The following is a 25,051-nucleotide window of genomic DNA, read 5'->3' as shown; positions in this document are numbered from 1 at the left end:
CCTAGTGATCGGCGCAGGACGCGCCGAGACGCGACTTGAGCACTTCGGATTTCAGGGCGAAGCCCTGCGTTGCCACCACCTTTTCTTCTGCTTGCAGGCCGGCTTCGACCAGAATCGACTTCCCCCGTCGCGGTCCGGTCGCCACCCGGCGCAGCTCAAAGAGATCGGATTCCCGTTCGATAAAGACAAAGGGCTTGCCGTCGATCATCTGCACGGCATTGCCGGGGATCTCCAGAGCCTCGCCGGCTACGGCCCCAAGGAGACGGACCTGTCCAAAGAGACCGCTCTTGAGCAGCTGCTGAGGATTTTCCACTTCGGCCAACACCTTGAGCAGGCGCGTCTGGCCGTCGAGAGCAGGAGCAATCTGAACGACTTTCCCGGTGAAGCGCTCCCCTTCCATGCCGTCAAAGAGCGCCTCGATCGGCGCGCCGACCTTGGCGAGGGCGATGCGATCGGCCGGAAGAGACAACTCGATCCCCATACTGGCGAGATTGACGACGGTGAAGAGGGGCGTTTCCGGCAGGATCGACTGCCCGGCAACGACGCTCCGTTCTGCAACGATTCCGGTTAATGGCGAGCGCAGTGCCACAGTCGACCCGCTCCCCCCCTTGGCACTGGCACCATAGAGAGCGAGACTTTGCCGAGCCTGCTCCAGCGTCGCGGCGGCAGCTTCCTGCTCGGCACGAGCCACCTCAACATCCTGTTGAGCACTGATCCCTTTGGCGAAGAGCTGCTCTTCCCGGCGCAATGCGGTCTCGGCCAGGTGCAGCCGACTCTGTGCCGTCGATAATTCGGCGCGAGCGCCAGAAACCTCCGTCGAAGCGATTTCGGCGAGAACCTGCCCCTTGATGACCGCGGCTCCGACATCGACATGCAGCCGTTGCACCACGCCCGAGGTCAGGGCTGCAACCTGCGCCAGTCCGTTGCGGCTGTAAATTGTCTGCGCCGGGAAGACGGGACCAGTGGCACTTGCCACCTTTTGCGGCAGCACCGCCGCCACCCCGGCCCGCGCCGCCGCTTCCGGCGTCCCTAAACGCACCAGGACCCCTTGCCCCGGCAAGAGTGGAATAATCAGATCCGGATTGCACAGGGCATCTTCGGCTTCCAGCATCCGATGCTCCGTACAATATTCACCGGCTTCTGGCTTCTCTCCATGGCCGTGCCCTTCGTGGCCATCCTCCCCGGCTTCTTCTTCGTCGTGATCATCGTGATCATCGGCCGCCTTGCTCTCCGCAACATGCTCCTGTTCTTCCCCATGTGACGAACTATGGCTCCGCGATGAAGCGGCAAACCAGCCGCCGGCAGCGGCCGCGACGAGCATGACGACAATTATAGCAATTCGCGTTATCTTCATGATGATTCCTCAGTCTTTCTCAAATTGATCTCTACCGGACAGCGGCGCCTGCCCGAGGATCTGTTGCAGTTCGACCGCCGCCAGTTGGGCCGTCAGAAGCACGTCAAGGTAACGCCCTCGAACCTCAACCAGATTGCGCTGGGCATCCCGTACTTCCAGCACCCCGAATTTTCCGGATTGATAACCGTAGCTGGCGGCCTCGTAGGTTTGCTGTGCCGAGGGGATGATCTGCTCTCGTAATACCTGCGCTTCAGCCGTACTGGCGGCGAGGGATTGCCAACTCTCGGTCAAGCCGGCGCGGCCCTGGATCAATCCACTGACTTCCTGTGCCTGCGCCGCCGCCAGACGATGCGTGGCAGCCTGAACATTCCCTTGATTGCGGTCAAAGAGGGGGAGAGGCAGGGAAAAGCCGAAGATCAAAGCGTTATCGTCGGATTCATTGTAATGACGCAGACCAAGAGCGAGGGTCGGGTCGACGAGACGGTTGGCCCGAGCCAAAGCGAGATCACGACGTTTCGCTTCGCTCTCCAGTTGCCGGCGCGCGATCTCCGGGCTTTGCCCCAGCTGCGCTTGAATTTCGGCATAGGCGGGCAGCAGTGGCAGGCGGCTCAAATCACCCACGGCCCGGCCCAGCTCCACCTCTTCAAAGCCAAGATTCTCAGCCAGGGTCTGTCGTGTCGAGGTCAGCGTCAGCATCGCCTTCTCTCTGTCCAAACGGGCCTCGGCCAAAGCAGATTGGAAACGATACTTTTCCACGTTCGGAGCCCGGCCGGCCGCGATCTTCTCCTCGACAACCGCCAACGTCTGTGTCGCCAAAGCGACCTGTTCATCAGCAAGTGTGAGGCGCTCCTGCGCGCCAAGCAGCATCCAGAAATGCCGGGCAATGCGCGCCTGCACGTCCATTCTGGCGACCTCCAGGGCACGCAGAGCACGATCATGCTCCAGTTCGGTTAGGCCGCGGCGCAACTGCCGTTTGTTGCCAAGCTCAATCTGCTGGCTCAGCTGCAGCGTCGTCTCAGCAACATCGAAGCCGCTGTAGGCGCCACTGCCGGCAACATTCGCCAATTCGATTGCGAGTTCGGGGTTAATGAAACGGGCGATTTGGGAAATTTCCGCCGCGCGGGCACGGGTTTCCTCAGTATAAGCGCTCAGCTCCGGGCTGGTTTGCAAGGCGCGTTCGAGTACGGCCGGTAAGCTAAGCAGCGCGGCTGAAGACGAAGAATTTACCGACAAATCCGGTTCGTTGACCGCCGGTGCGGCGGCGAGGGCATGGACCATAGGCGTTACCAGCAACCCAAGGACGGCCCCGGCAATAAAGAGGGTCTTGGTAGACATCAGGATGACTCCGAAAATCAGGGAGGGAAAGCAGACACAGAAATCCCGCACAGAGACTGAGTCCCTGAGTGAGAAATGACCATCAACTGGAGAAGGGGAAGTTTTAAATAACCAGGACTATCGAACGGAGGGCATCAAGTGCCACGGCACGCGGAAGTTCTACAAAAGCGGGGAATGGGGTTTGCAGATAAACAGAAGCCGCGAGGCAACGCAAGGTCGTATCAAAACCTGGCGGCTTTATGGTGACAACTTTGTCCGATTCAACTTTTTCTGCTGAGGCGACGCTGCTGGCATGAGGTGAAGTGATGGGGAAGTGCCGACACTCAACCCCGGTGTGAGCTGTTGTGGTACAGGAAAGCTCTCCTTGAACCTTCGGTTCGGTGACACAATCGGCAGAAATCACCACATGGGCATGACCATCAGCGCTCAGGCACCAAGCAAGGCCGTTCGTCGTCGCATTCCCGCCGAGGAGGTAAAAAAATACCTGCAGTAAAATGATTATTTTCATGGACGACTGACGCATACGACCTCACAGTGAATGTTGAACTTATAGCATGGGCTCAGAAACAGAGTCAAACCGTACTCGCACCTGTCTCCTCTCAACTAACGGGGGCAAGTCCTTGCAAATCGACCAGCTTCGATTATCTTCATGTAAAGTCATGTAAAGGCCGGCAACAGTGCGACCATGGCCTACTTCATTACTCAAGGACAAAGGAGAGCAAGATGAGACATTTATGTGCCGGATTATTGTTATTGACCGGAGTTTTCCTGATCAACAATGTTGACGCAGCAGAAAAAACCTGGACTGACGAAGCTGAACTTTCCTTTGTCAGTACCAACGGCAACAGCAAAGTGACGACTTTATCCGCAAAAAATCTCTTGAAAGTTCCATTTTCCGAGCGTTTTTCAGGGAGTTGGAAGCTGCAGGGCTTGTATGGCAAGACTGATGGCGTCAAAAATGCTGAGGCCTATATGACCGAGTTTCGCAGCGATTATGCCCAAACAAGTCGACTCTTTTATTTTGCCAGTGCCGGGTGGTTCCAGGATAAATTCTCCGGAATAGATAGCCGTTATGTTTACGGGCTCGGCAGCGGCTACAAATTCTTTGACGGTCCGAAAAGCTTTTTGGTCGGAGAAGCCGGATTGACCTACACCCAGGAAGAAGACACCGCTGGCAATGATAATGAATATCTAGGCGGGCGACTATTCGCTCAGTACGCCTATCTGTTCAATGACGCCAACAAATTCACCCAGAGCATCGAGTATTTACCGGACTTTGACGATTCCAAAAACTGGCTGTTTAATAGTGAAACGGCCCTAATATCGGCCTTGAACAGCAATTTCTCCATGAAGACCGCTTATCTGGTGAAATATGACAACCAGCCGGTCGCGGGGCTGACCAAGACCGACAGTATTGTCAGTGTTGCCCTGGTAGCCAACTTTTAGGGCCATCGGCGCGAAAAAACTTTGCCGACTACTCAAGGTTGATATTTTTTCTTGCATTGCTTGGCTATTTGGCTAAAATGCCAAATATCTACCAAGGAGACTTATCCATGCTCGAACAACGCAAAGCCTATCTCGAAGCCCGCGCACGGGTGCTCAAAGCCATGGCCCATGCGACCCGACTCTTTATCATCGAAGAATTGGAAAAAGAAGAACGTTGCGTCTGCGACCTGACCGCGATGATCGGCGCCGATATCTCTACCGTGTCCAAACACCTCTCCGTACTAAAACAGGCAGGTATTGTCCGCGATGATAAGCGCGGCAATCAGGTCTTCTATCGGTTGCGGGTCCCCTGCATCCTGAACTTCTTCGGCTGCGTTGAATCAGTATTGCAGAACCGGGCAAAGGAGCATGCCGCCTCCCTGGAGGCCGTCGGGCACTAGTTTTAATATCAAAAAACTTGGCAATTAAGCCAAATAACCATTAACTTCGGACGACGCAATGAACTGGAAGGAAGAATGGAAACCGCTGGCGGTGATGGTTACCGCTTTCATCGCCATCTATTACCTGCCGCTGGAATGGCTGCAGTTACAGATGCGCTTGCCGCAAAGTCTATGGGAGGCCCTGTATCTTGCCCGCTGGTATGCGCAGGAACATGTGTTGCTCTGTCTGGTTCCGGCCTTCTTCATTGCCGGCGCCGTCGGAGTCTTCGTCAGCCAGGCAGCGGTGATGAAGTATCTTGGCCCCAAGGCCAACAAGACAATGGCTTATGGCGTCGCCTCGGTGTCAGGGACGATCCTGGCCGTCTGCTCCTGCACCATCCTGCCGCTCTTCGCCGGCATCTACCGCATGGGCGCAGGCCTCGGACCGGCCAGTGCCTTCCTTTACTCGGGTCCGGCCATCAACATCCTCGCCATCGTCTTGACCGGCGTCGTCCTCGGCCCGGAGATGGGCATCGCCCGTGGAGTGGGGGCTGTTGTCTTTGCCGTGCTCATCGGTCTGGCCATGCACTTCATTTTTCGCCGCGAGGAAGCGGAAAAACTGACCGCGGCAGCCGCCATGCCCGAACCGGCAGTGTCCCGCCCCCTCTGGCAGAACGCACTGTACTTCGCGGCCATGGTCGGCATCCTGGTCTTTGCCAACTGGGGACAACCGGGCAGCGACAGGGGTCTGTGGCACAGCATCTACGCGGCTAAGTGGAATCTGACCGCCCTCTTCGCCCTGGCGCTGGCCCTGATCCTGGTGGCCTGGTTCAAGGTCAAGAAGTGGGTGATGATGATCGCGGCCCTGCCGGTGGTGGTGCTGGCGCTGGCCCTGCCGGACTATCCCCTCCTCCCCTTTATTGCCGGCGCCATCGGTCTCTCGGTTTTGACCTCAACCGCGCCGACTGAGGATGACAGCGAGCTGAGTGACTGGTTTTCCGCCAGTTGGGATTTCGCCAAAAAAATTCTGCCGCTGCTGTTGTTCGGCGTGCTCATCGCCGGGGCTCTCCTCGGCCGTCCCGGCCATGAAGGGCTGATCCCCTCCGGCTGGATTGCCGGCCTGGTCGGCGGAAACTCCCTGCAGGCCAACCTTTTTGCGGCGGTGGTCGGCGCCTTTATGTACTTCGCCACCCTGACGGAAGTGCCGATCCTGCAGGGGCTAATCGGTTCCGGTATGGGCAAGGGGCCGGCACTGGCGCTGCTGCTGGCCGGACCGGCGCTGTCGCTGCCGAGCATGCTGGTCATTCACAGCGTCATGGGGACGCGGAAAACCGTCGTATTTGTTTCGTTAGTGATCGTCATGTCGACAGCTGCGGGGATGATTTACGGTGCGCTGTTTTGATCCTCGCTGCACGGCTATACATGCAGCGTAAACCGTTCCACCACACCAACCACAGGAGAAAAAGATGAAAAAGATCCAGATCCTCGGCTCCGGCTGTGCCAAGTGCCAAAAATTAATGGAAAATACCAAGACCGCCGCCGAGACTCTCGGCCTTCCCTATGAAATGGAGAAGATCACTGCCATCAATGACATTATGAAATTCGGGATAATGACCACGCCGGGACTGGCAGTGGACGGCAAGGTCTTATCGCAGGGGAAACTCTTGTCTGCCGATGAAATAGTAAAACTGTTGCGCTGACATTCTCCTTCCCCGTAGAAAGGCAGATCGCTATGTACCACTCCCGTTTCTTTGTCGGCAGAACCGTTCAGCGCTTCCTCATTCCGGCCTGCATCATTTTACTCTTTCTCTCCTTGGCCGCCTGCAGCAAGGCGGAGAGCCCGGCCAACAGCCCTGTCAGCAAGGCAGCGAGCGGTCTTCCCCGCCTGGTCGATCTCGGGGCTGACAAGTGTGTCCCCTGCGTGGCCATGGCGCCGATTCTGGCCGAGTTGAAAAAAGACTATACTGGACGTTTCGAAGTGGAATTCATCGATGTCTGGAAGCACCGGGAAGAAGCGGCCCTCTATGGAGTACAAATGATTCCGACGCAGATTTTTTATGATGGTGCGGGCAAGGAGCTTCACCGACGGAGCGGTTTCATCGGCAAGGAAGACATCCTTGCCACCTGGAAGAAGCTCGGCTACGATTTTAGCAAGTAGCCAGGAGGCCGGTCCGTGGAAACAATCTTTACCGCTCTCAACCATGCCGTCACCGGCGCACCGTTCGTCGCCTTGGCAGCGGCGACCGCCTGGGGGGTCCTGAGTATCGTCCTTTCCCCCTGTCATCTGGCCAGTATTCCCCTGATTGTCGGCTTCATCGACGGCCAGGGACGGATGAACACCGGCCGAGCCTTCCTCATCTCCTCCCTCTTCTCCGTCGGCATTTTACTGACCATCGCCTTGGTCGGCCTGCTCACGGCCGCCACCGGGCGGATGCTCGGGGATGTCGGTCCCTGGGGAAACTGGCTAGTGGCGCTGATCTTCTTTGTCGTCGGCCTGCATCTGCTCGACCTGATCCCCCTCCCCTGGGCAGGGCCAAGTCCGGTCGGCATGGCGCGCAAAGGCCTGATGGCCGCCTTTCTTCTCGGCCTTATCTTCGGCATTGCTCTCGGGCCCTGTACCTTTGCCTTTCTGGCACCGATGTTGGGGGTCACTTTCAGTCTGGGCACCGACCGCATGCTCTTCGGCGCGGCACTGCTGCTCGCCTACGGCGTCGGTCATTGCTCCGTTATCGTCCTGGCCGGTACTTTCACTGGAGCGATTCAGCGTTATCTTGACTGGACAGAGCGTTCCAAGGGGGCGCTGCTACTGAAAAAGGTCTGTGGTGTATTGGTGATCTTCGGCGGGGTGTGGATGATTTACTCAACCCCTTGATATTTGCGCGCGGTCAAATTAGAGGGTAAAACCCTCTTCAACTTGCCTGACTCTTGGTATTAGTATCGAAAACTGTCTGCACACAGGTAATGAACTTTTGCAGGAGGGGATCAGCTCTTCTGGCACTGGGGTAAAAGAGGGTTCGCAAACGGGTGTGTTGAAATTTGGGTACCTGGTGGGCCAGAAGACTGCCACACTTCAACTGGGCAGCAACCAGACTGCGCGAGACGAAGGAGATACCATGCCCTGCAAGAACCGCCTCCAGGGTAAAGCGGAGGTCGTCAGAGATGAAGACACTGTGGAAGTCCGTAGCCTCCTTGCCACAGGCCGCCAGATTACTCAGCAATAACTGCTTGGAACTGCATCCGTCGTGCCTGGCATAGAGACGGAAGGAGAGCAGGCTGTTCAGGTCCACACTTCCGGCGGGCAAGCCCAAATGCGGCGCACTGACAAAGACCAGTTCATCGATGGGCAGAGAATGCATCTGGAAGGTCGAAAGATCGAGATTGTCGCAGTGTTCGATGATGGCCAGATCATAATCGTTTTCCTGAACACCTTTAATCGCCTGGTGAGGCTGCTGAAAGATGAACTTGAGATCAGCAAGGTCGGCATTTTGCAAAATGAAGTCATTGAGGACCACCGGCAGATAAGCCATGCCGAACGTTGGCGTACAGCACAGAGACAGGCGCTTAATCTGGCCGAGACGCTTCAGGTCCTCTACCATCTCCCGTTCCTGCGCCACCACGACTTCTGCCCGCGCCAGAATCAAGCGCCCTGCCTCGGTGGAGACAAGCTCGTTACCTGAACGATCCAGAAGTTGATGCCCGAAATATTCTTCAAGAAATTTGATGCGCTGCGACACAGCCGACTGGGTGAGATGCAGCAGTTCGGCGGCCTTGGAAAAGCTGCCGGTTTCAACCACTTTCAGCAGAGTTTTCAGGTAGCGTGTTTCCATTCATTAACTTCCTTGCAAGAGTGATATTTAATGAGGTGCATTAGACTTATTAATGGCCCCATAAGAATCATTATTTACCCTACCATGGAAGCCTGTTGACTTAACAGAATTTTCGACCATATAGCACATCGATGCATATGCGAAGTAAGAAGTGCTATGGGAATAGATATGGCAGGAAGGCGTTATTGCGATGAGAAAATTTGGTGAGGGGGAAAATACCTGAACCGTGCTGAATTGCGGCAGCTCTACGCGTGTGCTACAAATAACCGGACCATTAAACTGTCTAACGCTGTTAATAAAAAAAACCGGGCACATCAACAATGTGCCCGGTTTTTTCAAGATTTACGTATGAATTATTTATGGCTCTCTTGTTTCGCCTCGGGGAGACCTTTGACCCCGGAATGACAGGAGGCGCAACGGCTATCAGAGTCGAAGGCCGTTGAACCATCATGACAAGCGCCGCACCATTTCCCCGCAGCTAGTCCCGCCATGGTAAAGTCAGGCTCATTCTGAACGGAAAGTGCGTCCATCTGGAAAATATCGTCATGACACATGTCACAGGAAAGGCCATTTTTTTCTACATGGTCTTTATGGGAAAAAGTAACCGACTTCAGTGGCTTTGTATAAATTATATCGTCCGGCGTTTCATCAGCATATCCAATCCCTTGAGCAGCGCCAATCGCGAAGGAGATACCTATAGCCGCAACAAATAAAAATTTCTTATACATATTCAAATACCCCTTTTCAGACAATTTATTCAATTAGCCCCTGGTGTAAAATACATTCGGCTTAGTCCCTGCTTCCGGACGAAGAACCCAGATGGTCTTTTCCAGTTGATGGACCCATTTGTAAGCAACACTACTGGGGTCAGAAAGATCCCCGAAAGTCCTGGTGCCAGTGGGGCAGGCTTCTACGCAAGCAGTCAGCTTGTCACCCTTAGACAACTTTGTATCCCAGCAGAAGTTACACTTGTCGACGGCGTGCTTCTCTTCACTGAAATACCGTGCGTTATAGGGACAACCTTCCTGACAGGTGAGACAACCGATGCACTTTTTGGTGTCCATCTGGACGATACCATTAGCCTTGTCCTTATAGGTTGCTCTGGTTGGACAAACCCGAACACATTGGGGAATATTGCACTGGTTACAGAGAACCGCAATAAACTCTCTGTTCTGACCAACCGCCTCAGGCATATCCCGCTGAAGAATGCGTGTCCGATATCCTTCTGCCGGGACATGATTGGTCTTGGCACAAGCCCCAACGCAGAGTTCGCAATCAATGCAGAGATTCTGACGGATAATCATAGCGTAATGCGGTTTATACGGATATTTTTCTTTATATTCAGCCGCTGAGGCAAAAACCTTGTTACCCCCTGATACCGCTGAGAACATTGTACCACCGGCTACAATTCCAGTGATGACCAGCCCCATCTTCAAAAAGTCCCGACGCTCCTGCATCGACACATTTTCCAAACCTTCATTTTTAAGTGCGGATAGATCATTTTTGTTGGACATATCACAACCCCTTTACAGAATAAAAATAAGTTTGATTGCTGAACAGGCGCTGTGCGCTTTCTCAGTGCTCCGTATCTTTATGCCCGGCAAAAACCTTTTCGCCAAGAAGGAAAAGGAATGCTGTCAAGGCAAAGCCGCTAACGGTTATGATAATTTCATAAAGCGAAGGGAAATAGGAGAGCATATGCTTGTATTCATTGACGCCGAGTTCGTGATAAACCGGCAGGATCTGGCCAACTATTACCAAATCATAGCGCATGACAAAAATACCGATGATCATCGATGCAGAACCAATGAACATCATCATCAGATTTCTCCCCTTGGAGAAATAGAAGAGCGCGAGAGGAATAATCATTCCCATCCCGATTTCAAACACCCAGAAATTAATGGCGTATGGGCCTGCAATTAAGGCCATGATCGACTCGTATTTACCTGCTGGATTGCCGGCCAAGCCACCAAGCGTCTTCCAGACAGTGAAAAATGTGATGATGAGAATAAGCAACACCCCTAAGTTGGAAGTAACTTCGAGGTTGCGCTTCATTGCAAGATCCATCTTTTCATTGTTTACTTTGTAGGCGAGGTAATGGAAGAAAATGATAACCGCACAACCGGTCATCATAGCTGATGTGATGAAGTAAATTGGCATAAAAGGTCCATGCCAGAATTCCCGGCCCATCAGAAGTCCGAAAACTGCTCCGAGGTTACTGTGGGCCGTGATGCCTGCAACTGAACCAGCAAATCCGCAGATCACCGCAGGCTTGTGCTTGTTAAGATTAAGAAAGATAAATTCGGCAAACATGAAGACCAGATAGATCCCGTAGAGGGTACCCATCCACCAGATATTTGAAAGAAGATTCGGCGAAATGACGTTGTAAATAGCCATCCGCCAAGGGATTTTAATTTCGAACGCAATAATAAAAAAGCCTGAGAGGATGGTGATAATAGAGAGGAAGACCGATCGTTTGGCAATCGGCATAAAATCCTTGAAGCCGAAGACATGTCCGATTGATGAGACAAGACAGAGACCGGTGGAGGTAACGACGAAAAAGACATACGCCGATATCAGGATTCCCCATGGGATTTCACGGGTTGTATTATAAAACAAATCGTGACCCATGATCGTTGCATGTAATCCTGCCGCCAATCCAGCCAAAAACAGCAGACCGGTGACAAACAGAGCAATGTAGTACCCGCTACTTGCTGACTTGAAACGTCCTACCAATGCCGCTTCCAGAGAATTAAGGCTCCACTCGGTTGGTGCTGCACCTTTTGACATAAACGACTTCCTCTTTTCGTATTATTTTTGTTGCAAAATGATGCAAAATTGTTGCGAATTGTTGCAGAATTATTCTCTAGGCGAGTTTACAGCGCCTCTTATATCAGTAAATAATCAATATGGCAAGAACAATGCTCCTCAAGATAAACTGAATTTTTTCAGGAATTAACAAACAAATTTAGACTTTTAGCTGTTCATTACAAAATTCTTTTACGAAGATTTTCATCTTAAAAATTTGCCGGTCTGTTTATTTGTGAGAAGCCGTGAAATGACTTACCCTTTTCTTGCCGGCATAAAAATCTACACACCCCTGATATTTACTCATAATAAGAAGCAACAGCAGCACGTATTTTTAAGAAAATTATTTATTACGCCATTTAAAGCGTTGATCCTTATCCATCGATCGGTCTCGTTAGCTCTTCTTGACGAATTCCGACTTCAGCCCCATCGCGCCGATACCGTCTATCTTGCAGTCGATGTCGTGGTCGCCGTCGACGAGACGGATATTCCGAATCTTGGTGCCGACCTTGACGACCAGTGACGAGCCCTTGATCTTTAGGTCCTTGATCACCGTCACTGCGTCGCCGTCGTTCAGTTCGTTACCGTGGGCGTCGCGCACCACCTTTTTCACCTCGACTGGTACGCCTGCCACGGCGCTGGACCATTCATGGGCACATTCCGGACAGATGAGCATGCTGCCGTCTTCGTAAGTGTAGGTGGATTTGCAGGCTGGGCAGGGGGGGAGAGTAGTCATGGGGCTCCTATGTATTGATGATGAAATGAGGTTGTGAACTTAAGAGCTTTTCCGCTGGTTGAATAACTTTCAGCACTGCTCCGCAGCAATTTTTCGCAAAAAACCCGGCACGGCGGCTTTCGGCACCTTGGCCAACTGCTGCATCAGCGCAAAGGGGACTTGGCTGAACTTGAAGTTGTCCTTGAGGTCACTGACCATGCTGATCCAGAGATGGGCGGTCATCTCCGCATCGGCCAGGGCCCGATGATAGACGCCGTTGGTGACGAGATTCTTGTATCTGACCAGGGTCTCCAGACGGTGACTCGGCGCCTCAGGATAAAGACGACGGGCAAGGAGCAGAGAACAAGCGAATTCCTGGCGGCGCTCCTTATTGATGCGCCGCAATTCAGCGTCAAGAAAGCGCCGGTCGAAGCTGGCGTTGTGGGCCACCAAGTGGTGACCGGCCATGAACTTGGCAAACTTCCCCATTGCTTCGGCGATGGACGGGGCGCCGGCGAGCATCTTGTTGGTGATGCCGGTGTACTCCTCGATGAAGCTGGTGACCCTCATCTCCGGATTCATCAGGCTCTGGAATCGGTCAACGATCCGATTATCTTGAAGGAGAACTGCACCGACTTCAATGGCCCGATCCCCATAATCCGGGGAAAGACCGGTGGTTTCGAAGTCGAGTACCACCACGCTGTAATTGCCCATAATCTCCGCTAAATCTCCATTTTCCCGATTATTCCTCTGGCCTCTGCAGGTTCAAACACAAAAATATTTTCACACGGATAAAATCTGATGATACGGATTTTCACGGATTTAAACAGCTGGAGCTTTATTCCTTAGATTAATCCGTCTCTTATCCGTTATATCCGTGTCATCCGTGTGCAACAGCTTTTCCAGGTTCATAAAGAAGGGCACGGAAAATTTTGGTTTCCGTGCCCTTCTCATTCCTGTGCAGATGAATCTTAACGCCCGCCGCGGACCGGCCAGAGATAATAGAGTTTATCCTCCGGTTTAACGGTGACTTTGCCGGTCGCAAAATCGGCGATATACATTTCACTGTTCGATTCGCGGGTCGAGGTCCAGTAGCCGTAATCTTTGACATCCTCGTAACCAAGATTGCGCAGAGCCAGATAAGGCCAAGTTTCAACCTTCTCGACCTTGTACTTCCCGACCTTTTTGGCATATTTGAGGAGGTCGTTCATCTCGTCACGGGTCGGAACCCTCCAGTCGGCATAACCGGCGAAGGTGCTTTTGTTGAGATTCTGAATGAAGGCATAGACATTGTCATCGGCCCGCCAGGGGAGAGGCTTATTGGCGAGGTTGGCATTTTTCATCCAGGTAATACCGGTCTCGGTGTCAATGGCAGTCTTTTCCTGCATAGCCATGCGACTGACCGGGACCGAGCAGGCGGAGAGGAGAATAAGCAGGGCCAGAAATCCAGCGTGGTGAAGAATCCGGCGCATGATAAATTACCCTCCGAAAGTCGATCTTTTAAAGGTTTTGCGGATTTCCTTTTCATCGGACCATTCGAGAATCCCGGTCCTGAGATTCTTCAGGTTCATGGTGAATTTATAGTAGGTGTCGGTGATGTTCCCCTGTTTCTGCCGGATTTCCGAAAAGTTAGCTGTCAGCAAAAACTCGGCGCCGATCTGCTGGCCAAAGTCGACAGCCGTCTTGGGATCGACCAGACCGCTCTCCTGCTGAATCGTCAATTCTTCAATGGCAGCGTCATCAGTGGTGCGATCAATAAAGCGAAACTTGCCGGAACGGATCAGCTTGGTACGAATCGAGTCAGTGATCGATTCAGTATCGATATGCTGCATGGTCTTGTTCTTGACTCTATCGACGGCAATCACCGGCCGCCGCTGTGCGGTCATCTCGACAATCGGCGGGAAGGTCAAGAGTGAATCGACCATCGCTTCGCCGATCTGCTGCAAATCCGAAGAACCAAACTCCACACTCAGCGGTTTCGCCGACCCGGCATCGCCGTACTGAACCTTCGAAGCACAACCGGCGATCAGCGCCAGCAGGAGGAGTAGCGTGCAGCCTGAAAAAATTCTCTTCATTGGTGTTCTCCTATCTTCGGGTAATTAATTTAATCCGCGTCGCGCAGCAGCAGTTTGTAATCACGACCACGAGGATCCGGGGCGAGCCCCTGAATGGTCTTGCTCTCTTTGCCGTAAATGATCAACGGCTTCCAGGTCGCCGACGCCGCATTGAGGGCGAGACCATTCAGATCGAACCACTCAAACTTGTACTGAAAGCTGAGGGTCTCCCCAGCCTTGGAGTGCAGCGTCACTTGCGCCAACAACATATCCCCGGCCTTGGAACTGGTCATCTCGTCAATAGCAATTTTACGGGAGAGTGAGGTGCTGTTGTAAACAACCTTGGTGTTGAGCAGCGGGGCACCATCATCTGTCCAGCCGACCTTGGCGCGCCCTTCGGCGCCGGCCGTTGGCGAGCAACCGTAAAGAACTGTCATTCCTACCATCAGCAATGCTGCGAGTTTCAGGAATTTCATGGGGATACCTCCGTTTTAGATTAAGAGCGTGAGAGCGGGGCGCAGCGCCTCTATTTTTCAAAAGAAACAACTGACGTATGAAACTGATTTCCGGTCTTGACGGCATAAAGGATGGTCTTGCCGCCGCTTTTGACATCAATAGCGATATCGGTCGCGAGCAGGCTGTTCGGTGACTGCAAACGTAGCGGCTGCTCCCCGGCCGGCAGGTTGACCCGCAGGATCTGAACATTCTCCGGCAGGGTCAACCAGCTGCGCAAGTCGGCATTCTCACTGATCACCGAATACACCATCATCCCCAACTGAGCAACGTCGCCGAACTTCTGCCTGGCCGCTTGTTGCGCCAAAGTCTTACTCACTGCTCGCAAGACCTGTCGGGTGAGGAGAATCGGCATCTTCTCCTGCAGCGACTTGAGCGCCAGGCCCCGCACATCACAAAGCAATTCTGTCATTCCCAGCGGGGTGTTACCGGTCACAACTTCGAGGGAGGGATAGTAATCACGCCACGGACCGCGATAGTAAGGGAAGGCCAAGGTGACGAGGCCGCCGGGGAGAAAGAAGGGGATCTTGATCTCCTCGCGGGGCGGGACAAATCCCTCTTCGTAAAGGAGGATAAGTTCTCCCTCTCCACTCTTTACGGCACCACTCTTTATATTGTAAAGGGTCGGAAAACGTTTGGCAAGAGTCGCCAGGTCGTCATCCATTTCCAGCCGCCGCGCCAGACGCAGGACATCCCGCTGCACATAAACATTCTCGGGATAGATTTCCAGTGCTTTTTTGTAGTCGATGTAGGCGTCGTTCTCTTCCCCCTGCAGTTCATAGACCACTCCGGAGAGATAGAAGGAATAGGCATTCTGAAAAGAGTTCTTGAGCCGACCGGCGACTTCGTCGAGCTGAGCGTAGCGACGTTGGAACTCATTATTCTCAGTCGGATTTCCGACACCCCTCTTTTGCGCTTCCTTCTCGGCCTTCTCCAACTCTTTGGCGTGACGGTTGAGGGCTTCCTGCTGCTCGCTGTTCGCCCAGCGGAACTCGACCCCCGCCCCGCTCAAATCACCATCTAAGAGATAATTAAGGGCTTGATAATGGTGGAGCAGGACCCGCTCATACCCTTCCCCCATGTAAGGCAGGGCATTATCATTTGTTGCAAAGGCCGCCAGGGAAGCGCCAATCTGGCCGGCACTGACCAGGGCCCGCTCTTCATTGCTGCGAATGGCGGCAATAGCTACAGCAAAATCGTTACGACTGGTTTCGGTTTGACCAAGGAGTTGGGCGACCCGGCCATGCTCGAGATTATAAAGGATTTTGTCACTACCGCGCCTTTCTCTTTTGAAGCTGGAGGAAAGATCAACGCTAAGAGGGGTGCGGGTGAGTTGTTGCTGCAAGGGGGCAATTTTGTGGGGATAAGGCTGGAAAGTCGTCGAAATCGAACAACCGGCCATGAGCAGGGAGAGCAAGATGACACCGAATCTTTTGCACCCTCGTTGTCGCATAACGATCACTCGCCTCAACACGTTTCTAATTTTTATCCAGAGCCACGATAAAAGCAGCGGGGGTGCCATTCTTTTCAAACTCGATACGAACCGACTCGGCGTCGTCAAACTGCGAATAGCTCCCGACGCGGACGCGATGATAAAGGGTGCCATTGACCCAACCACGCTGCACCGAAGAAGAGCCATAGCGCTTTTCCAGTTGGCTGGCGAAACGATAAGCATTATCCGGATTGGTAAAAGCCCCGACCTGAACAGTGAACGGGCCCAGGATGATTTCCAGATCGCTGCCGGGGATGGACTCGATGCGCACCGGCGCGGTGCCGCTGGCGACGATATCGAGCTCTTTGGCGGCGGCATAAGACAGGTCGATAATCCGGCTCTTGACAAAGGGGCCGCGATCATTGATCCGGACCTCAACTGTCCGATTATTACGCAGGTTTGTGACCCGCAGCTTTGTCCCCATCGGCAGGATTTTGTGGGCCGAGGTCATGGCGTTCATGTCGTAAATTTCACCGCAACTCGTTGTTTTGCCATGAAAATCCGGTCCGTACCAGCTCGCCATTCCTTCTTCCGCATAACCGTGTTGATCACGCAGCGGCTGATAAAGTTGACCATTGACCGAATAGGGTTTCTGGTGCCCTTTCAAACTCCTGGTCGCGGCACTGTCATGAACCTGAACCTGATAGTCACCTTTGGCAGTGCAGGCACTAACCCCGGCCAGGAACAGACAGAGCAAAATAATCTTACCGCAAAAGTTGTGCATAAAGCCTCTGATAACTGGAAATCATCGCCGGGATGGAAAATTCCTTTTCGACAAGGGCTCTGCCGTTGGCACCAAAAGTTTCGGAGAGTTCGCGATTGAACAAGAGCTCAATGATCTTATCTGCCAAGAGCGTGACTTCTTCCGGAGGCACCAAATAACCGTTCACCCCGTCGCGAATGATCTCGGGAATCCCGCCGGCGCGGGCGCCGATCATCGGCCGACCGGCAGCGGCAGCTTGCAGCAGAGAAACGCCGAGTCCTTCCATTAAAGCGGGATGAACTACGAGATCGAGATTGGGAAGAACCCGCGGCAGGTCATTGCGAAAACCGGCAAAGAGCACCTTTTCTGCCAAGCCGCGAGCTCGGCATTCCGCTTCGAGTTCCTGACGTTGCGGTCCCTGGCCAAAGAAGATAAAGCGCAGTTCCGGTACTGCAGCCAGGATCTTCTCCGCTCCGGCCAGAAGAAAACGATGCCCTTTACGCTCAATCAACTGGGCAATGATCGCCACGGTTTTTTCGCCGGGACGGAGCGAAAACTCCCGTTCAAACCAGGGACGATCCGCCGGACAGTTGTACTGCTCAAGATCGACAACGCTGTGGATCAACTCCACATGTTTTTCCGTCACACCTTCACTGAGGAGAACTTGACGAATCCCTTCGGAGATCGTCACCACCCGATCGAAGCGTTTGTACTTGAGGCGCACCAGCAACGCACTCTCGGGGTTGTCGACGCGCCGGGTCAATACCGACTTCACTCCGCAGAGTTGCGCAGCGATTCCTCCCCACCAATCAGCGCCGCGGCGGGAGTGCGCATGGACAATATCGGGACGGTAGCGCCGGATGGTCTGACAGAGACCGATCAAAAGACGGGGATCGATATCGCCGACGGTGGGGAGTTCAACGACGGTGGCAATCTCAGAACATTTACGGCCGATCTCACTACCGGGGGCGCAGACGAGGATATTTTCGATTCCGGTCGCGTGCAGACCGCGCAGCAGATAATAGACCTGCAGGGCGCCGCCGTAAAGGTGGCGGCCGGTTTCGATGTGGAGAACTTTCATAAGGTCTCGCGCTCTTCTTCAAGGAGAGTCGTGGCTGCCACAACGATCTTTTCGACCGTCAAGGCGCGCATGCAGTCGAATTGACCATGACAAGTCGGCTTACGGCGGCAGGGAGAACAAGAGAGCGCGTCGTAAAGGATGCGAGTGCGCGGCGAAGGGGTGGTTTGATATGGGCAGGTGGCGCCAAAAAGGGCAAGAGTCGGCAAAGAAAAGGCGGTTCCCATGTGGGTCAAACCGGTATCGACCCCGATCAACAAGGTCGCTCCTTCTATAACTGCTGCACTCTGCCCGAGAGTCATCCGCCCACAAAGGCTGTAAACCTGAGCGCGGCCACTCTGTCGGACAATCTCTGCACCCCGCTCCGCATCCCCCGGTCCGCCAAGGATGATGATCGATTTGCCGAATTTATCGACCAACTCACCGGCAAGGAGCGACCAGCGTTCATCGAACCAGTGTTTTTGCGGCCGCGTCGTAAAGGGGGCAAAGACGAGATAATCGTTGCCGACACCAAGGCTGGCGAAAAGTTGCCGCGCAATTTCCCGATCTCCCGGCGCGACAAAGATCTGCGGCACAAAGGGGCCGGGATCCAGCCCGAGAGCGACGATCATCTGCCGGTACTCCGAACTCATTGCCGGATCGTTCTTCCCCTTGCTCACTTTGCGATCAAGGAGAAAGGCGCCGGGTTCCTTGGAGAGAAAACCGATGGTTTCCTGTGCACCGCTGAGCCACAAGAGAAAGCGGCTCTTGACCAGACCGACGGCATCGATGGCGAGATCAAAACGATGACTGCGCAGCTCCCGCCGTAGAGCTATAATTCGACGCAGAAGTTCAAAGTAACGTTTTTCCCGGACGAACCGGTTCCATTCCCCCTTGGGCCAAAGGATGAGTTCATCCAGATCGGGATTGTGCTGCAGCAGATCAGCCAGACCCGGCTCCACCAGCCAGGAAATCCGTGCCTGCGGATAGGCCCGGCGCAGAGCTGCGAGCATCGGCGAGGCCATGATGATATCCCCCATGGCACTGGGGCGGATAATCAGGATCGACTGCGGCATCGTCCCGGTAAGTTTCATCGACTCGGATCCAGCTCCTGAATCTTTACCAGACTGGCATTGAGGATGGTTAATTTCTCGGTCGCATCTGCGAGTTTGGCGCGATCCTTCTCCAGCACTTCGGCCGGGGCCCGGGCAACAAAGGCTTCGTTGCCAAGCTTCTTTTCGAACATCTCGACATCCTTCCGGACCTTGGCGATCTCCTTGCCGAGGCGCTCGATCTCCGCATCGACATCGATCAGCCCCGCCAGCGGCACGAGGATTTCGATCCCGCCCGCCACCTGGGTCGCGGCCTGTTCTGGGCGGGCGACGTTGATCGCACTGAGCTGGTCCTTGACGCGGGCGAGGGTGCGGATGTAGCGTTCGCCGGCGCGAGTGACCGCCAGATCCCCTTCATTGCGGCAGTCGAAGACGACGCTGATCTGGCGACCGGGGTTGACATCCATCTCGCCGCGGATATTGCGAATCGCCCGGATGATCTCCATGATCTGCTCCATCTCACCGGCACGAACATCATCGAAAAGGTAACCGCTTCCGTCGGGATAAGGAGCATACATGATCGTGGTTGTCGGCCGCGTGCCGGGCAGGCTCTGCCAGATCTCCTCGGTAATAAAGGGCATGAGGGGATGGAGAAGGCGCAATAGCGCTTCAAGGACGGTATAAAGGACGGTCTGGGCACGAAGTTTTGCAACGGCATCGCTGCCGTAGAGGTCATCTTTGACCAGCTCAATATACCAGTCACAGAAATCGTTCCAGGTGAAGGCATAGAGGAGGGAAGCGACTTCGTTGAACTTGTACTCAACAAGGGCCTGATTCACCTGCCCGGCGGTCTGACTCAGGCGTTTGAGAATCCAATGATCGGCCAGCGAGAGCTGCAACGGCGCCAGACCATCGGAAACCGGGGTGAAGCCTTCGAGGTTCATCAGGGTAAAACGCGCCGCATTCCAGAGTTTGTTGGCAAAAGCGCGGTAGCCGGCAATCCGCTCGGTGGCGAGTTTGATGTCGCGCCCCATCGCCGCAAAGGCGGTGAGAGTAAAACGGAAGGCGTCAGCGCCGTATTCGTCGATAATCACCAGGGGATCGATGACATTCCCCTTGCTCTTGCTCATCTTCTGCCCGTGCGCATCGCGGACCAGGGCATGGATGTAGACTTCCTTGAATGGCACCTTGTCCATAAAGTGCAGCCCCATCATCATCATCCGTGCCACCCAAAAGAAGAGGATGTCAAAACCGGTGACCAGACAGGAGGTCGGATAAAAGGCGGCGAGTTCGTCGGTCTTCTCCGGCCATCCCATGGTCGAGAAGGGCCAGAGGGCCGAGGAGAACCAGGTATCAAGGACGTCGGTCTCCTGGCGGATCTCGTCACTGCCGCATTGGCTGCAATGTGTCGGATCATTCGTCTCGACCGTGATTGCGCCACAGTGATCGCAATACCAGGCCGGGATGCGATGCCCCCACCAGATCTGCCGGGAAATGCACCAGTCGTGGATATTCTCCATCCACTCGTAATAGTTCTTTTCCCACTGCTCGGGAAGGATACGCGTCTCCCCTTCCCGCACCGCCGCCAGAGCGCGTTCCGCCAGAGGGCCGGTCTTGACGTACCATTGCAGAGAGAGATACGGCTCGACCACCGTCTTGCAGCGATAACAGCCGCCGATAGAGAGGGCGTGCTCGTCGATCTTTCCGAGAAGATCCAAGGCCTCCAGATCGGCGACAATCTTGACCCGGGCGGCAAAACGCTCCAAGCCTTCGTATTGGCGGCCAGCGGCGTTAATGTTGCCGGATTCGTCGAGGATGTTGATCTGATCGAGACCGTGCCGCTGCCCGACTTCAAAGTCATTGAAATCGTGGGCAGGAGTGATCTTGACAACACCGGTGCCAAAAGCGCGGTCAACGTAAGCATCGGCGATCACCGGAATCTCGCGATCAACCAGAGGGAGTCGGACATGTTGGCCGATAAGATCAGCGTAGCGTTCATCTTCAGGATGGACAGCGACGGCAGTGTCACCGAGCATCGTCTCGGGACGGGTGGTGGCAACGACGATAAAGCGGCCGGGCGCGCCGACCACCGGATAACGGATGTGCCAAAGGTGGCCCTTGGCCTCTTCATGCTCGACTTCGATATCAGAGAGAGCGGTATGGCAGCGCGGACACCAGTTGATCAAACGGTTGGCGCGGTAGATCAGGCCGTCTTCGTAGAGTTTGACAAAGACGGTGCGCACCGCCGTCGAGAGCCCGGCATCCATGGTAAAGCGTTCCCGCTCCCAATCGCAGGAAGCGCCGAGACGCTTGAGCTGGCCTATAATCTGTCCGCCGGATTCCGCCTTCCACTGCCAGACCCGCTTGATGAAGTCTTCGCGGCCGAGGGCGTGGCGATCCTGTCCGGCAGCGGCTAACTGGCGTTCGACGACATTCTGGGTGGCAATGCCGGCATGATCCGTCCCCGGCATCCACAGCACGTTGTAGCCCTGCATCCGTTTCCAACGACAAAGGATATCTTGCAGAGTATTATTGAGGGCATGTCCCATATGCAGGGCACCGGTGACATTGGGGGGGGGAATAACAATACTGTAGGAAGGCTTGCCATTGTTGAGTGCGGCATGGAAGCAGCCTTGACTCTCCCACTCGGCATACCATCTCTTTTCAACATCATGCGGTTCGTAGACTTTGGCGAGGGTGCGATCGATCGTCATCGTTTTATCCTGGTCGAATCTATAATTAATATACCGTGAAAATAAAAAATGGGGATTTCGCAATCCCCATACTTTTATTAATGTGAATCTATTGATCTGCCCCTAATCGGCTGCAACAGACTCTCGAATCTTGCGCAACTCTTCCTTAATCATTGTCTCCGCTAGATCGGGAACCACTTCCCAGGCAATCTTTTCGAGCAGCGTTCCGGCCAGACGGGAAACAACCACCGCTGCGACCCGTTCGACGATCAAATCGAGTTGAGCATCACTGAGCGTCGCTGCAGAGGTCGCCGTTTCAGCAACAGAAGAGACTGCGCCCTCTTTTGACGCAACAGCGACAGCAGGGAACGGGGAGGCAACAGGGGAAGCAGGAACGGGCGCGATCTTGACGCTCGGAGCCTCAACCTTTTCAGGCTCCACCATTTCATCCGCGAAGGAGAAATCATCAACAGGAAAAGAGTCCGTCGATAAAAGAACAGAAGAAGAATCAGCGACAGGTTCAAAAAGATCAATCTCTTCCAGGATCTCAATATCATCGTCAAAAGGAACCTCTGCGGTTCCCATCCCAAAAGAATCTGAGACTTTGGAATCAGCAGCGGCAAAAGCCGAAGCGAAGTCATCACTCCCCCAGGAATCAGCATCTACGGCTGCGCGTACCGGGGTCGTGGCAACAGACGGGGGCGTTTCAAAACTCCCCCACAGGTCGTCGGTGGCAGCACTGGTCTCGGGTGTTTCGGTTTCAAAGCCGCTGACATCCCACAAATCATCCTGGGTCGTCGCCGCAAAAGCATCAACCCCGGGAAGTTCGCCGCTGTCGCTGGCCCCCTCAGCGACAAAGTCACTCCCCCAGATATCATCAGGCAGATCGCTGGAAAGATCCGGTGCAGGGAAACCGACCGTTTCAACAGGCGCAGGAGCAGGTGCCGGTGCTGGCGGCGCCACGAAAACCGGGGGAGTTATGACCGGGGCTTGCGCAGAGAGCGACAAAAGTTCCTCAACACAGGCAATCAGGGACTGAGACTCAAAGGGTTTGGCAATCCAGCGATCTGCTCCCGCTGACCGGGCCTTAACTTCGTCAAAGGGCTCAAACGTCCCTGTCAATAAAAGGACCGGAACCGTTGCCAGGGACGGGTCATTCTTGACGGCAGCGCAGAGTTCATAGCCATTTTTCCCTGGCATGAAGACATCGGCAAGGATCAGATCCGGTCGTTGCAAACGGGCCTTTTCATAGGCTTTGTCACCATTATCAACAACGGTCAAATCGTAATCGTCATGCGAAAACGTAATTTGAACCACCTTTTGAATCGTTACACTGTCATCCGCAAGCAACAGCTTCTTCTTCATTCAAGTCTCCTCGGCCGACGCAGCGACATAACAGTTCATGAGCTCCGTGGTTCTTGCAAACAACTGAGATTCAGGACACAACCTGCTGAAAACATAAAAATTTTTGCAAAAATAGCACAGCAGGGGTAGGCTGTCAAGCAAAGGAAAATAACCATTCAAAGGCAACAACACATCGAAACAATTATGTTTTTCCCTTACAGATATTTCCATTTTTGAGCAGAAAAGCAGGACAGGAAAGTTTAAAATCAGTTGACGATTCTTTGTCTCCCATGCTAATTCAATAGCTATTCGCCATCGGCAGATCATGCCGTATGAATTCCTGTTAACGGGATGCCTCTGCCGGGTCGAAGCAGACCCGAATTTCGGACGTAGGGAGGGGAAACTGTCGGCACCCTCACAGGAATTTATTCACTATCAACACATAACATTACGGAGGGGAAAATGAAAAAATTTTTGCTTATTCTCGTTGCGATCGCAAGTCTGGCCTGTACCGCATCACCACTGTTAGCCGAGGAACAGGCCAGCACTACAGCACCTGCAGCCAAAGAGTCGGCAGCCATTGCCAACTTAACCAATGTCAACACTGCCTCTGCGAAGGAACTTGAAAAACTTCCCGGTATCGGAAAAAAGAGTGCTGCCGCTATTGTTGCTTACCGGACAGAAAAAGGAAATTTTAAAACGCTGAAAGACCTGTCAAAGGTCAATGGTGTCGGGAAAAAGACCTTGGAAAAGATCAAGCCACTTGTCATCTTTGAATAAATTGATACAATAAATTGCATCAGCCATCCGGCCTGCTTGCTCTGGCAAGCAGGCCGGAATCTTTAAAATGATCGACAGAATGGGATGTAGCCATGAAACTTTGCGTGATCGGGTCAGGTTATGTAGGGCTTGTTGCCGGAGCAGCATTTGCCGAGAGCGGCAATTCCGTTATCTGTGTCGATGTTGACAGTGAAAAGATCGAAGGCCTCAAGCGCGGCATTATTCCCATCTACGAGCCCGGACTCAAAGAGTTGGTTGAACGAAACGTTACCGAGTCGCGTCTCTTCTTCTCTACGGATCTCAAAGAGGCGGTGCAGACAAGTCTCGTCTGTTTTATTGCGGTCGGCACCCCGCCGGGTGAAGACGGTTCAGCGGATCTTTCCTACGTCCTCAAGGTTGCAACCGACATCGGCGCCTGCATGGACGGCTTCAAAATCATTGTCGACAAGTCGACGGTCCCGGTTGGAACCGCTGATCGAGTGCGCAAAACGATTGCTGCCGAACTCGAAAAACGCGGGGAAAGCTTTGAATTCGACGTGGTCAGCAACCCCGAATTCCTCAAGGAAGGATCGGCAATCGAAGACTTCATGAAACCGGATCGGGTCATTATCGGCACGGATAACATCCGAACCGCCGAACTGATGAAGGAACTGTACGAACCGTTCATGCGCAAGAACAACCGGGTCATCGTCATGGATGTCAAAAGTGCCGAAATGACCAAATATGCGGCCAACGCCATGCTTGCCACCCGGATTACCTTCATGAACCAGATTGCCAATCTTTGCGAACATCTCGGTGCGGATGTCGTGGCTGTCCGTGAAGGAATCGGCTCGGACTCCCGCATCGGCTATGACTTCCTCTTTCCCGGTGTCGGCTATGGTGGCTCCTGCTTCCCCAAAGATGTACAAGCCCTGGTGCGCAGTGCCAACAGTGTCAACTACGATCTCTCTTTGCTGAAAGCTGTCGAAGAAGCCAATTATCTGCAAAAGCAGATCCTCGGTAAAAAGATTTCCCGATACTTTGCAGCAGGCCATCCTGCAGCCCAACAATCTTTGACCGGTCGCAAGATAGCGGTGTGGGGCCTGGCCTTCAAACCCAAGACCGACGATCTGCGGGAAGCGCCGTCCCTGGTGCTGATTGAAGAACTTCTCAGCGCCGGCGCTATTGTGACGGTTTACGATCCCGTCGCCATGCCCAAAGCCCGCGCCATCCTTGGTGATCGCGTCTGCTTTGCCGACAACGCCTATCAGGCCCTTGAAAAAGCCGAAGCACTGGCGATTGTGACGGAATGGAACGAATTCCGCCGTCCCGATTTCGAGCGCGTCAAAGAACTCATGACTGCACCCGTGATCTTTGACGGTCGCAACCTCTACGAACCGAGACGCATGAGCGAAAACGGTTTCACTTACTTTGCCATGGGTCGCGGCACGACCACGTGTAGTGCGCCTTGACAGGATCA

General features: G+C 53.9%; 27 protein-coding genes. 8 read left to right on the top strand and 19 right to left on the bottom strand.

What is annotated here, in order from left to right; all coding sequences use genetic code 11:
- Position 1: 1 nt before the first annotated feature.
- From CVU69_01745 to CVU69_01735, 3 genes are read right to left on the bottom strand one after another with little or no spacing between them, the layout of a single operon-like run.
- On the bottom strand, positions 2-1,354 hold the full coding sequence (locus tag CVU69_01745) for a hypothetical protein (GenBank protein ID PKN13424.1): 1,353 nt from the start codon (positions 1,352-1,354) through the stop codon (positions 2-4).
- 9 nt (positions 1,355-1,363) lie between these two features.
- Positions 1,364-2,740, bottom strand: coding sequence for a hypothetical protein (locus CVU69_01740; GenBank protein PKN13423.1), 1,377 nt, complete (start codon positions 2,738-2,740; stop codon positions 1,364-1,366).
- Positions 2,741-2,792: 52 nt separating this feature from the next.
- On the bottom strand, positions 2,793-3,212 hold the full coding sequence (locus CVU69_01735; GenBank protein PKN13422.1) for a hypothetical protein: 420 nt from the start codon (positions 3,210-3,212) through the stop codon (positions 2,793-2,795).
- A gap of 200 nt (positions 3,213-3,412) precedes the next feature.
- Here CVU69_01735 and CVU69_01730 point away from each other — a divergent pair, with 200 nt between their 5' ends.
- The 6 genes from CVU69_01730 (at position 3,413) to CVU69_01705 (ending at position 7,426) form a co-directional block, all read left to right on the top strand.
- Positions 3,413-4,135, top strand: a complete 723-nt coding sequence (locus CVU69_01730; protein ID PKN13421.1) for a hypothetical protein — start codon at positions 3,413-3,415, stop codon at positions 4,133-4,135.
- Positions 4,136-4,242: 107 nt separating this feature from the next.
- Complete coding sequence (locus CVU69_01725; protein PKN13420.1) at positions 4,243-4,575, top strand: transcriptional regulator; 333 nt, start codon at positions 4,243-4,245, stop codon at positions 4,573-4,575.
- Positions 4,576-4,633: 58 nt separating this feature from the next.
- Entirely contained in the window at positions 4,634-5,956 is a 1,323-nt protein-coding gene (locus CVU69_01720) for a hypothetical protein (GenBank protein PKN13419.1), read from the top strand.
- A 64-nt stretch (positions 5,957-6,020) separates the two neighbouring features.
- Positions 6,021-6,254 (top strand): thioredoxin family protein, encoded by a 234-nt coding sequence (locus tag CVU69_01715; protein ID PKN13418.1) that lies wholly within the window; start codon positions 6,021-6,023, stop codon positions 6,252-6,254.
- 32 nt (positions 6,255-6,286) lie between these two features.
- Entirely contained in the window at positions 6,287-6,712 is a 426-nt protein-coding gene (locus CVU69_01710; protein PKN13417.1) for a thioredoxin, read from the top strand.
- Between the two features lie 15 nt (positions 6,713-6,727).
- Entirely contained in the window at positions 6,728-7,426 is a 699-nt protein-coding gene (locus CVU69_01705; protein ID PKN13416.1) for a cytochrome C biogenesis protein, read from the top strand.
- A 37-nt stretch (positions 7,427-7,463) separates the two neighbouring features.
- On the opposite strand, the gene CVU69_01700 is transcribed toward CVU69_01705, so the two are convergent.
- The 16 genes from CVU69_01700 to CVU69_01625 form a co-directional block, all read right to left on the bottom strand.
- Positions 7,464-8,381, bottom strand: coding sequence for a LysR family transcriptional regulator (locus tag CVU69_01700; GenBank protein ID PKN13415.1), 918 nt, complete (start codon positions 8,379-8,381; stop codon positions 7,464-7,466).
- Positions 8,382-8,734: 353 nt separating this feature from the next.
- On the bottom strand, positions 8,735-9,109 hold the full coding sequence (locus CVU69_01695; protein ID PKN13414.1) for a hypothetical protein: 375 nt from the start codon (positions 9,107-9,109) through the stop codon (positions 8,735-8,737).
- Between the two features lie 33 nt (positions 9,110-9,142).
- The gene (locus CVU69_01690; protein ID PKN13413.1) at positions 9,143-9,895 is read right to left on the bottom strand and encodes a twin-arginine translocation pathway signal protein; all 753 of its coding nucleotides are present in this window, start codon (positions 9,893-9,895) and stop codon (positions 9,143-9,145) included.
- 61 nt (positions 9,896-9,956) lie between these two features.
- Positions 9,957-11,171 (bottom strand): polysulfide reductase, encoded by a 1,215-nt coding sequence (locus CVU69_01685; GenBank protein PKN13412.1) that lies wholly within the window; start codon positions 11,169-11,171, stop codon positions 9,957-9,959.
- Between the two features lie 412 nt (positions 11,172-11,583).
- Positions 11,584-11,925: an alkylphosphonate utilization protein gene (locus CVU69_01680; protein ID PKN13411.1), complete on the bottom strand. Its 342-nt coding sequence runs from the start codon at positions 11,923-11,925 to the stop codon at positions 11,584-11,586.
- A 69-nt stretch (positions 11,926-11,994) separates the two neighbouring features.
- The gene (locus CVU69_01675; protein PKN13410.1) at positions 11,995-12,618 is read right to left on the bottom strand and encodes a DNA polymerase III subunit epsilon; all 624 of its coding nucleotides are present in this window, start codon (positions 12,616-12,618) and stop codon (positions 11,995-11,997) included.
- A gap of 257 nt (positions 12,619-12,875) precedes the next feature.
- Positions 12,876-13,376 carry a hypothetical protein gene (locus CVU69_01670; protein PKN13409.1) on the bottom strand — a complete coding sequence of 167 codons (501 nt, stop codon included), beginning with the start codon at positions 13,374-13,376 and terminating at the stop codon, positions 12,876-12,878.
- Positions 13,377-13,382: 6 nt separating this feature from the next.
- Positions 13,383-13,979, bottom strand: a complete 597-nt coding sequence (locus tag CVU69_01665) for a penicillin-binding protein activator LpoB (protein PKN13408.1) — start codon at positions 13,977-13,979, stop codon at positions 13,383-13,385.
- Positions 13,980-14,008: 29 nt separating this feature from the next.
- Positions 14,009-14,434 (bottom strand): hypothetical protein, encoded by a 426-nt coding sequence (locus tag CVU69_01660; GenBank protein ID PKN13407.1) that lies wholly within the window; start codon positions 14,432-14,434, stop codon positions 14,009-14,011.
- A 50-nt stretch (positions 14,435-14,484) separates the two neighbouring features.
- Positions 14,485-15,888 carry a hypothetical protein gene (locus CVU69_01655; GenBank protein ID PKN13406.1) on the bottom strand — a complete coding sequence of 468 codons (1,404 nt, stop codon included), beginning with the start codon at positions 15,886-15,888 and terminating at the stop codon, positions 14,485-14,487.
- A 61-nt stretch (positions 15,889-15,949) separates the two neighbouring features.
- Positions 15,950-16,687: a septal ring lytic transglycosylase RlpA family lipoprotein gene (locus CVU69_01650; protein PKN13405.1), complete on the bottom strand. Its 738-nt coding sequence runs from the start codon at positions 16,685-16,687 to the stop codon at positions 15,950-15,952.
- Complete coding sequence (locus CVU69_01645) at positions 16,668-17,747, bottom strand: glycosyl transferase (protein ID PKN13404.1); 1,080 nt, start codon at positions 17,745-17,747, stop codon at positions 16,668-16,670. Before CVU69_01645 ends, CVU69_01650 begins: the two co-directional genes overlap by 20 nt.
- Entirely contained in the window at positions 17,744-18,817 is a 1,074-nt protein-coding gene (locus CVU69_01640; GenBank protein PKN13403.1) for a lipopolysaccharide heptosyltransferase, read from the bottom strand. Before CVU69_01640 ends, CVU69_01645 begins: the two co-directional genes overlap by 4 nt.
- Positions 18,814-21,489 (bottom strand): valine--tRNA ligase, encoded by a 2,676-nt coding sequence (locus tag CVU69_01635; GenBank protein PKN13402.1) that lies wholly within the window; start codon positions 21,487-21,489, stop codon positions 18,814-18,816. Before CVU69_01635 ends, CVU69_01640 begins: the two co-directional genes overlap by 4 nt.
- A 102-nt stretch (positions 21,490-21,591) precedes the next feature.
- The gene (locus tag CVU69_01630) at positions 21,592-22,833 is read right to left on the bottom strand and encodes a hypothetical protein (GenBank protein PKN13401.1); all 1,242 of its coding nucleotides are present in this window, start codon (positions 22,831-22,833) and stop codon (positions 21,592-21,594) included.
- Positions 22,834-23,139, bottom strand: coding sequence for a hypothetical protein (locus CVU69_01625; protein PKN13400.1), 306 nt, complete (start codon positions 23,137-23,139; stop codon positions 22,834-22,836).
- Between the two features lie 135 nt (positions 23,140-23,274).
- On the opposite strand from CVU69_01625, the gene CVU69_01620 reads away from it, so the two are divergent.
- Both CVU69_01620 and CVU69_01615 read left to right on the top strand, forming a co-directional pair.
- Positions 23,275-23,592 (top strand): hypothetical protein, encoded by a 318-nt coding sequence (locus CVU69_01620; GenBank protein PKN13399.1) that lies wholly within the window; start codon positions 23,275-23,277, stop codon positions 23,590-23,592.
- Between the two features lie 92 nt (positions 23,593-23,684).
- Positions 23,685-25,043: a UDP-glucose 6-dehydrogenase gene (locus tag CVU69_01615; protein ID PKN13398.1), complete on the top strand. Its 1,359-nt coding sequence runs from the start codon at positions 23,685-23,687 to the stop codon at positions 25,041-25,043.
- The last annotated feature ends 8 nt before the right edge of the window (positions 25,044-25,051 follow it).

This window comes from Deltaproteobacteria bacterium HGW-Deltaproteobacteria-4, assembly GCA_002841765.1.
Taxonomy (GTDB): domain Bacteria; phylum Desulfobacterota; class Desulfuromonadia; order Desulfuromonadales; family UBA2197; genus UBA2197.
The sequence above is the reverse complement of the archived record's forward strand: the minus strand, read 5'-3'. Positions and strand labels throughout refer to the sequence as shown.

Bases quoted from the DNA above. Each gene is read 5' to 3' on its own strand.
- CVU69_01745 (PKN13424.1), bottom strand. From the start codon at position 1,354: ATGAAGATAACGCGAATTGCTATAATTGTCGTCATGCTCGTCGCGGCC.
- CVU69_01735 (PKN13422.1), bottom strand. From the start codon at position 3,212: ATGCGTCAGTCGTCCATGAAAATAATCATTTTACTGCAGGTATTTTTT.
- CVU69_01730 (PKN13421.1), top strand. From the start codon at position 3,413: ATGAGACATTTATGTGCCGGATTATTGTTATTGACCGGAGTTTTCCTG.
- CVU69_01725 (PKN13420.1), top strand. From the start codon at position 4,243: ATGCTCGAACAACGCAAAGCCTATCTCGAAGCCCGCGCACGGGTGCTC.
- CVU69_01720 (PKN13419.1), top strand. From the start codon at position 4,634: ATGAACTGGAAGGAAGAATGGAAACCGCTGGCGGTGATGGTTACCGCT.
- CVU69_01715 (PKN13418.1), top strand. From the start codon at position 6,021: ATGAAAAAGATCCAGATCCTCGGCTCCGGCTGTGCCAAGTGCCAAAAA.
- CVU69_01710 (PKN13417.1), top strand. From the start codon at position 6,287: ATGTACCACTCCCGTTTCTTTGTCGGCAGAACCGTTCAGCGCTTCCTC.
- CVU69_01700 (PKN13415.1), bottom strand. From the start codon at position 8,381: ATGGAAACACGCTACCTGAAAACTCTGCTGAAAGTGGTTGAAACCGGC.
- CVU69_01695 (PKN13414.1), bottom strand. From the start codon at position 9,109: ATGTATAAGAAATTTTTATTTGTTGCGGCTATAGGTATCTCCTTCGCG.
- CVU69_01690 (PKN13413.1), bottom strand. From the start codon at position 9,895: ATGTCCAACAAAAATGATCTATCCGCACTTAAAAATGAAGGTTTGGAA.
- CVU69_01685 (PKN13412.1), bottom strand. From the start codon at position 11,171: ATGTCAAAAGGTGCAGCACCAACCGAGTGGAGCCTTAATTCTCTGGAA.
- CVU69_01680 (PKN13411.1), bottom strand. From the start codon at position 11,925: ATGACTACTCTCCCCCCCTGCCCAGCCTGCAAATCCACCTACACTTAC.
- CVU69_01675 (PKN13410.1), bottom strand. From the start codon at position 12,618: ATGGGCAATTACAGCGTGGTGGTACTCGACTTCGAAACCACCGGTCTT.
- CVU69_01670 (PKN13409.1), bottom strand. From the start codon at position 13,376: ATGCGCCGGATTCTTCACCACGCTGGATTTCTGGCCCTGCTTATTCTC.
- CVU69_01665 (PKN13408.1), bottom strand. From the start codon at position 13,979: ATGAAGAGAATTTTTTCAGGCTGCACGCTACTCCTCCTGCTGGCGCTG.
- CVU69_01660 (PKN13407.1), bottom strand. From the start codon at position 14,434: ATGAAATTCCTGAAACTCGCAGCATTGCTGATGGTAGGAATGACAGTT.
- CVU69_01650 (PKN13405.1), bottom strand. From the start codon at position 16,687: ATGCACAACTTTTGCGGTAAGATTATTTTGCTCTGTCTGTTCCTGGCC.
- CVU69_01645 (PKN13404.1), bottom strand. From the start codon at position 17,747: ATGAAAGTTCTCCACATCGAAACCGGCCGCCACCTTTACGGCGGCGCC.
- CVU69_01640 (PKN13403.1), bottom strand. From the start codon at position 18,817: ATGAAACTTACCGGGACGATGCCGCAGTCGATCCTGATTATCCGCCCC.
- CVU69_01635 (PKN13402.1), bottom strand. From the start codon at position 21,489: ATGACGATCGATCGCACCCTCGCCAAAGTCTACGAACCGCATGATGTT.
- CVU69_01630 (PKN13401.1), bottom strand. From the start codon at position 22,833: ATGAAGAAGAAGCTGTTGCTTGCGGATGACAGTGTAACGATTCAAAAG.
- CVU69_01625 (PKN13400.1), bottom strand. From the start codon at position 23,139: ATGATCTGCCGATGGCGAATAGCTATTGAATTAGCATGGGAGACAAAG.
- CVU69_01620 (PKN13399.1), top strand. From the start codon at position 23,275: ATGAAAAAATTTTTGCTTATTCTCGTTGCGATCGCAAGTCTGGCCTGT.
- CVU69_01615 (PKN13398.1), top strand. From the start codon at position 23,685: ATGAAACTTTGCGTGATCGGGTCAGGTTATGTAGGGCTTGTTGCCGGA.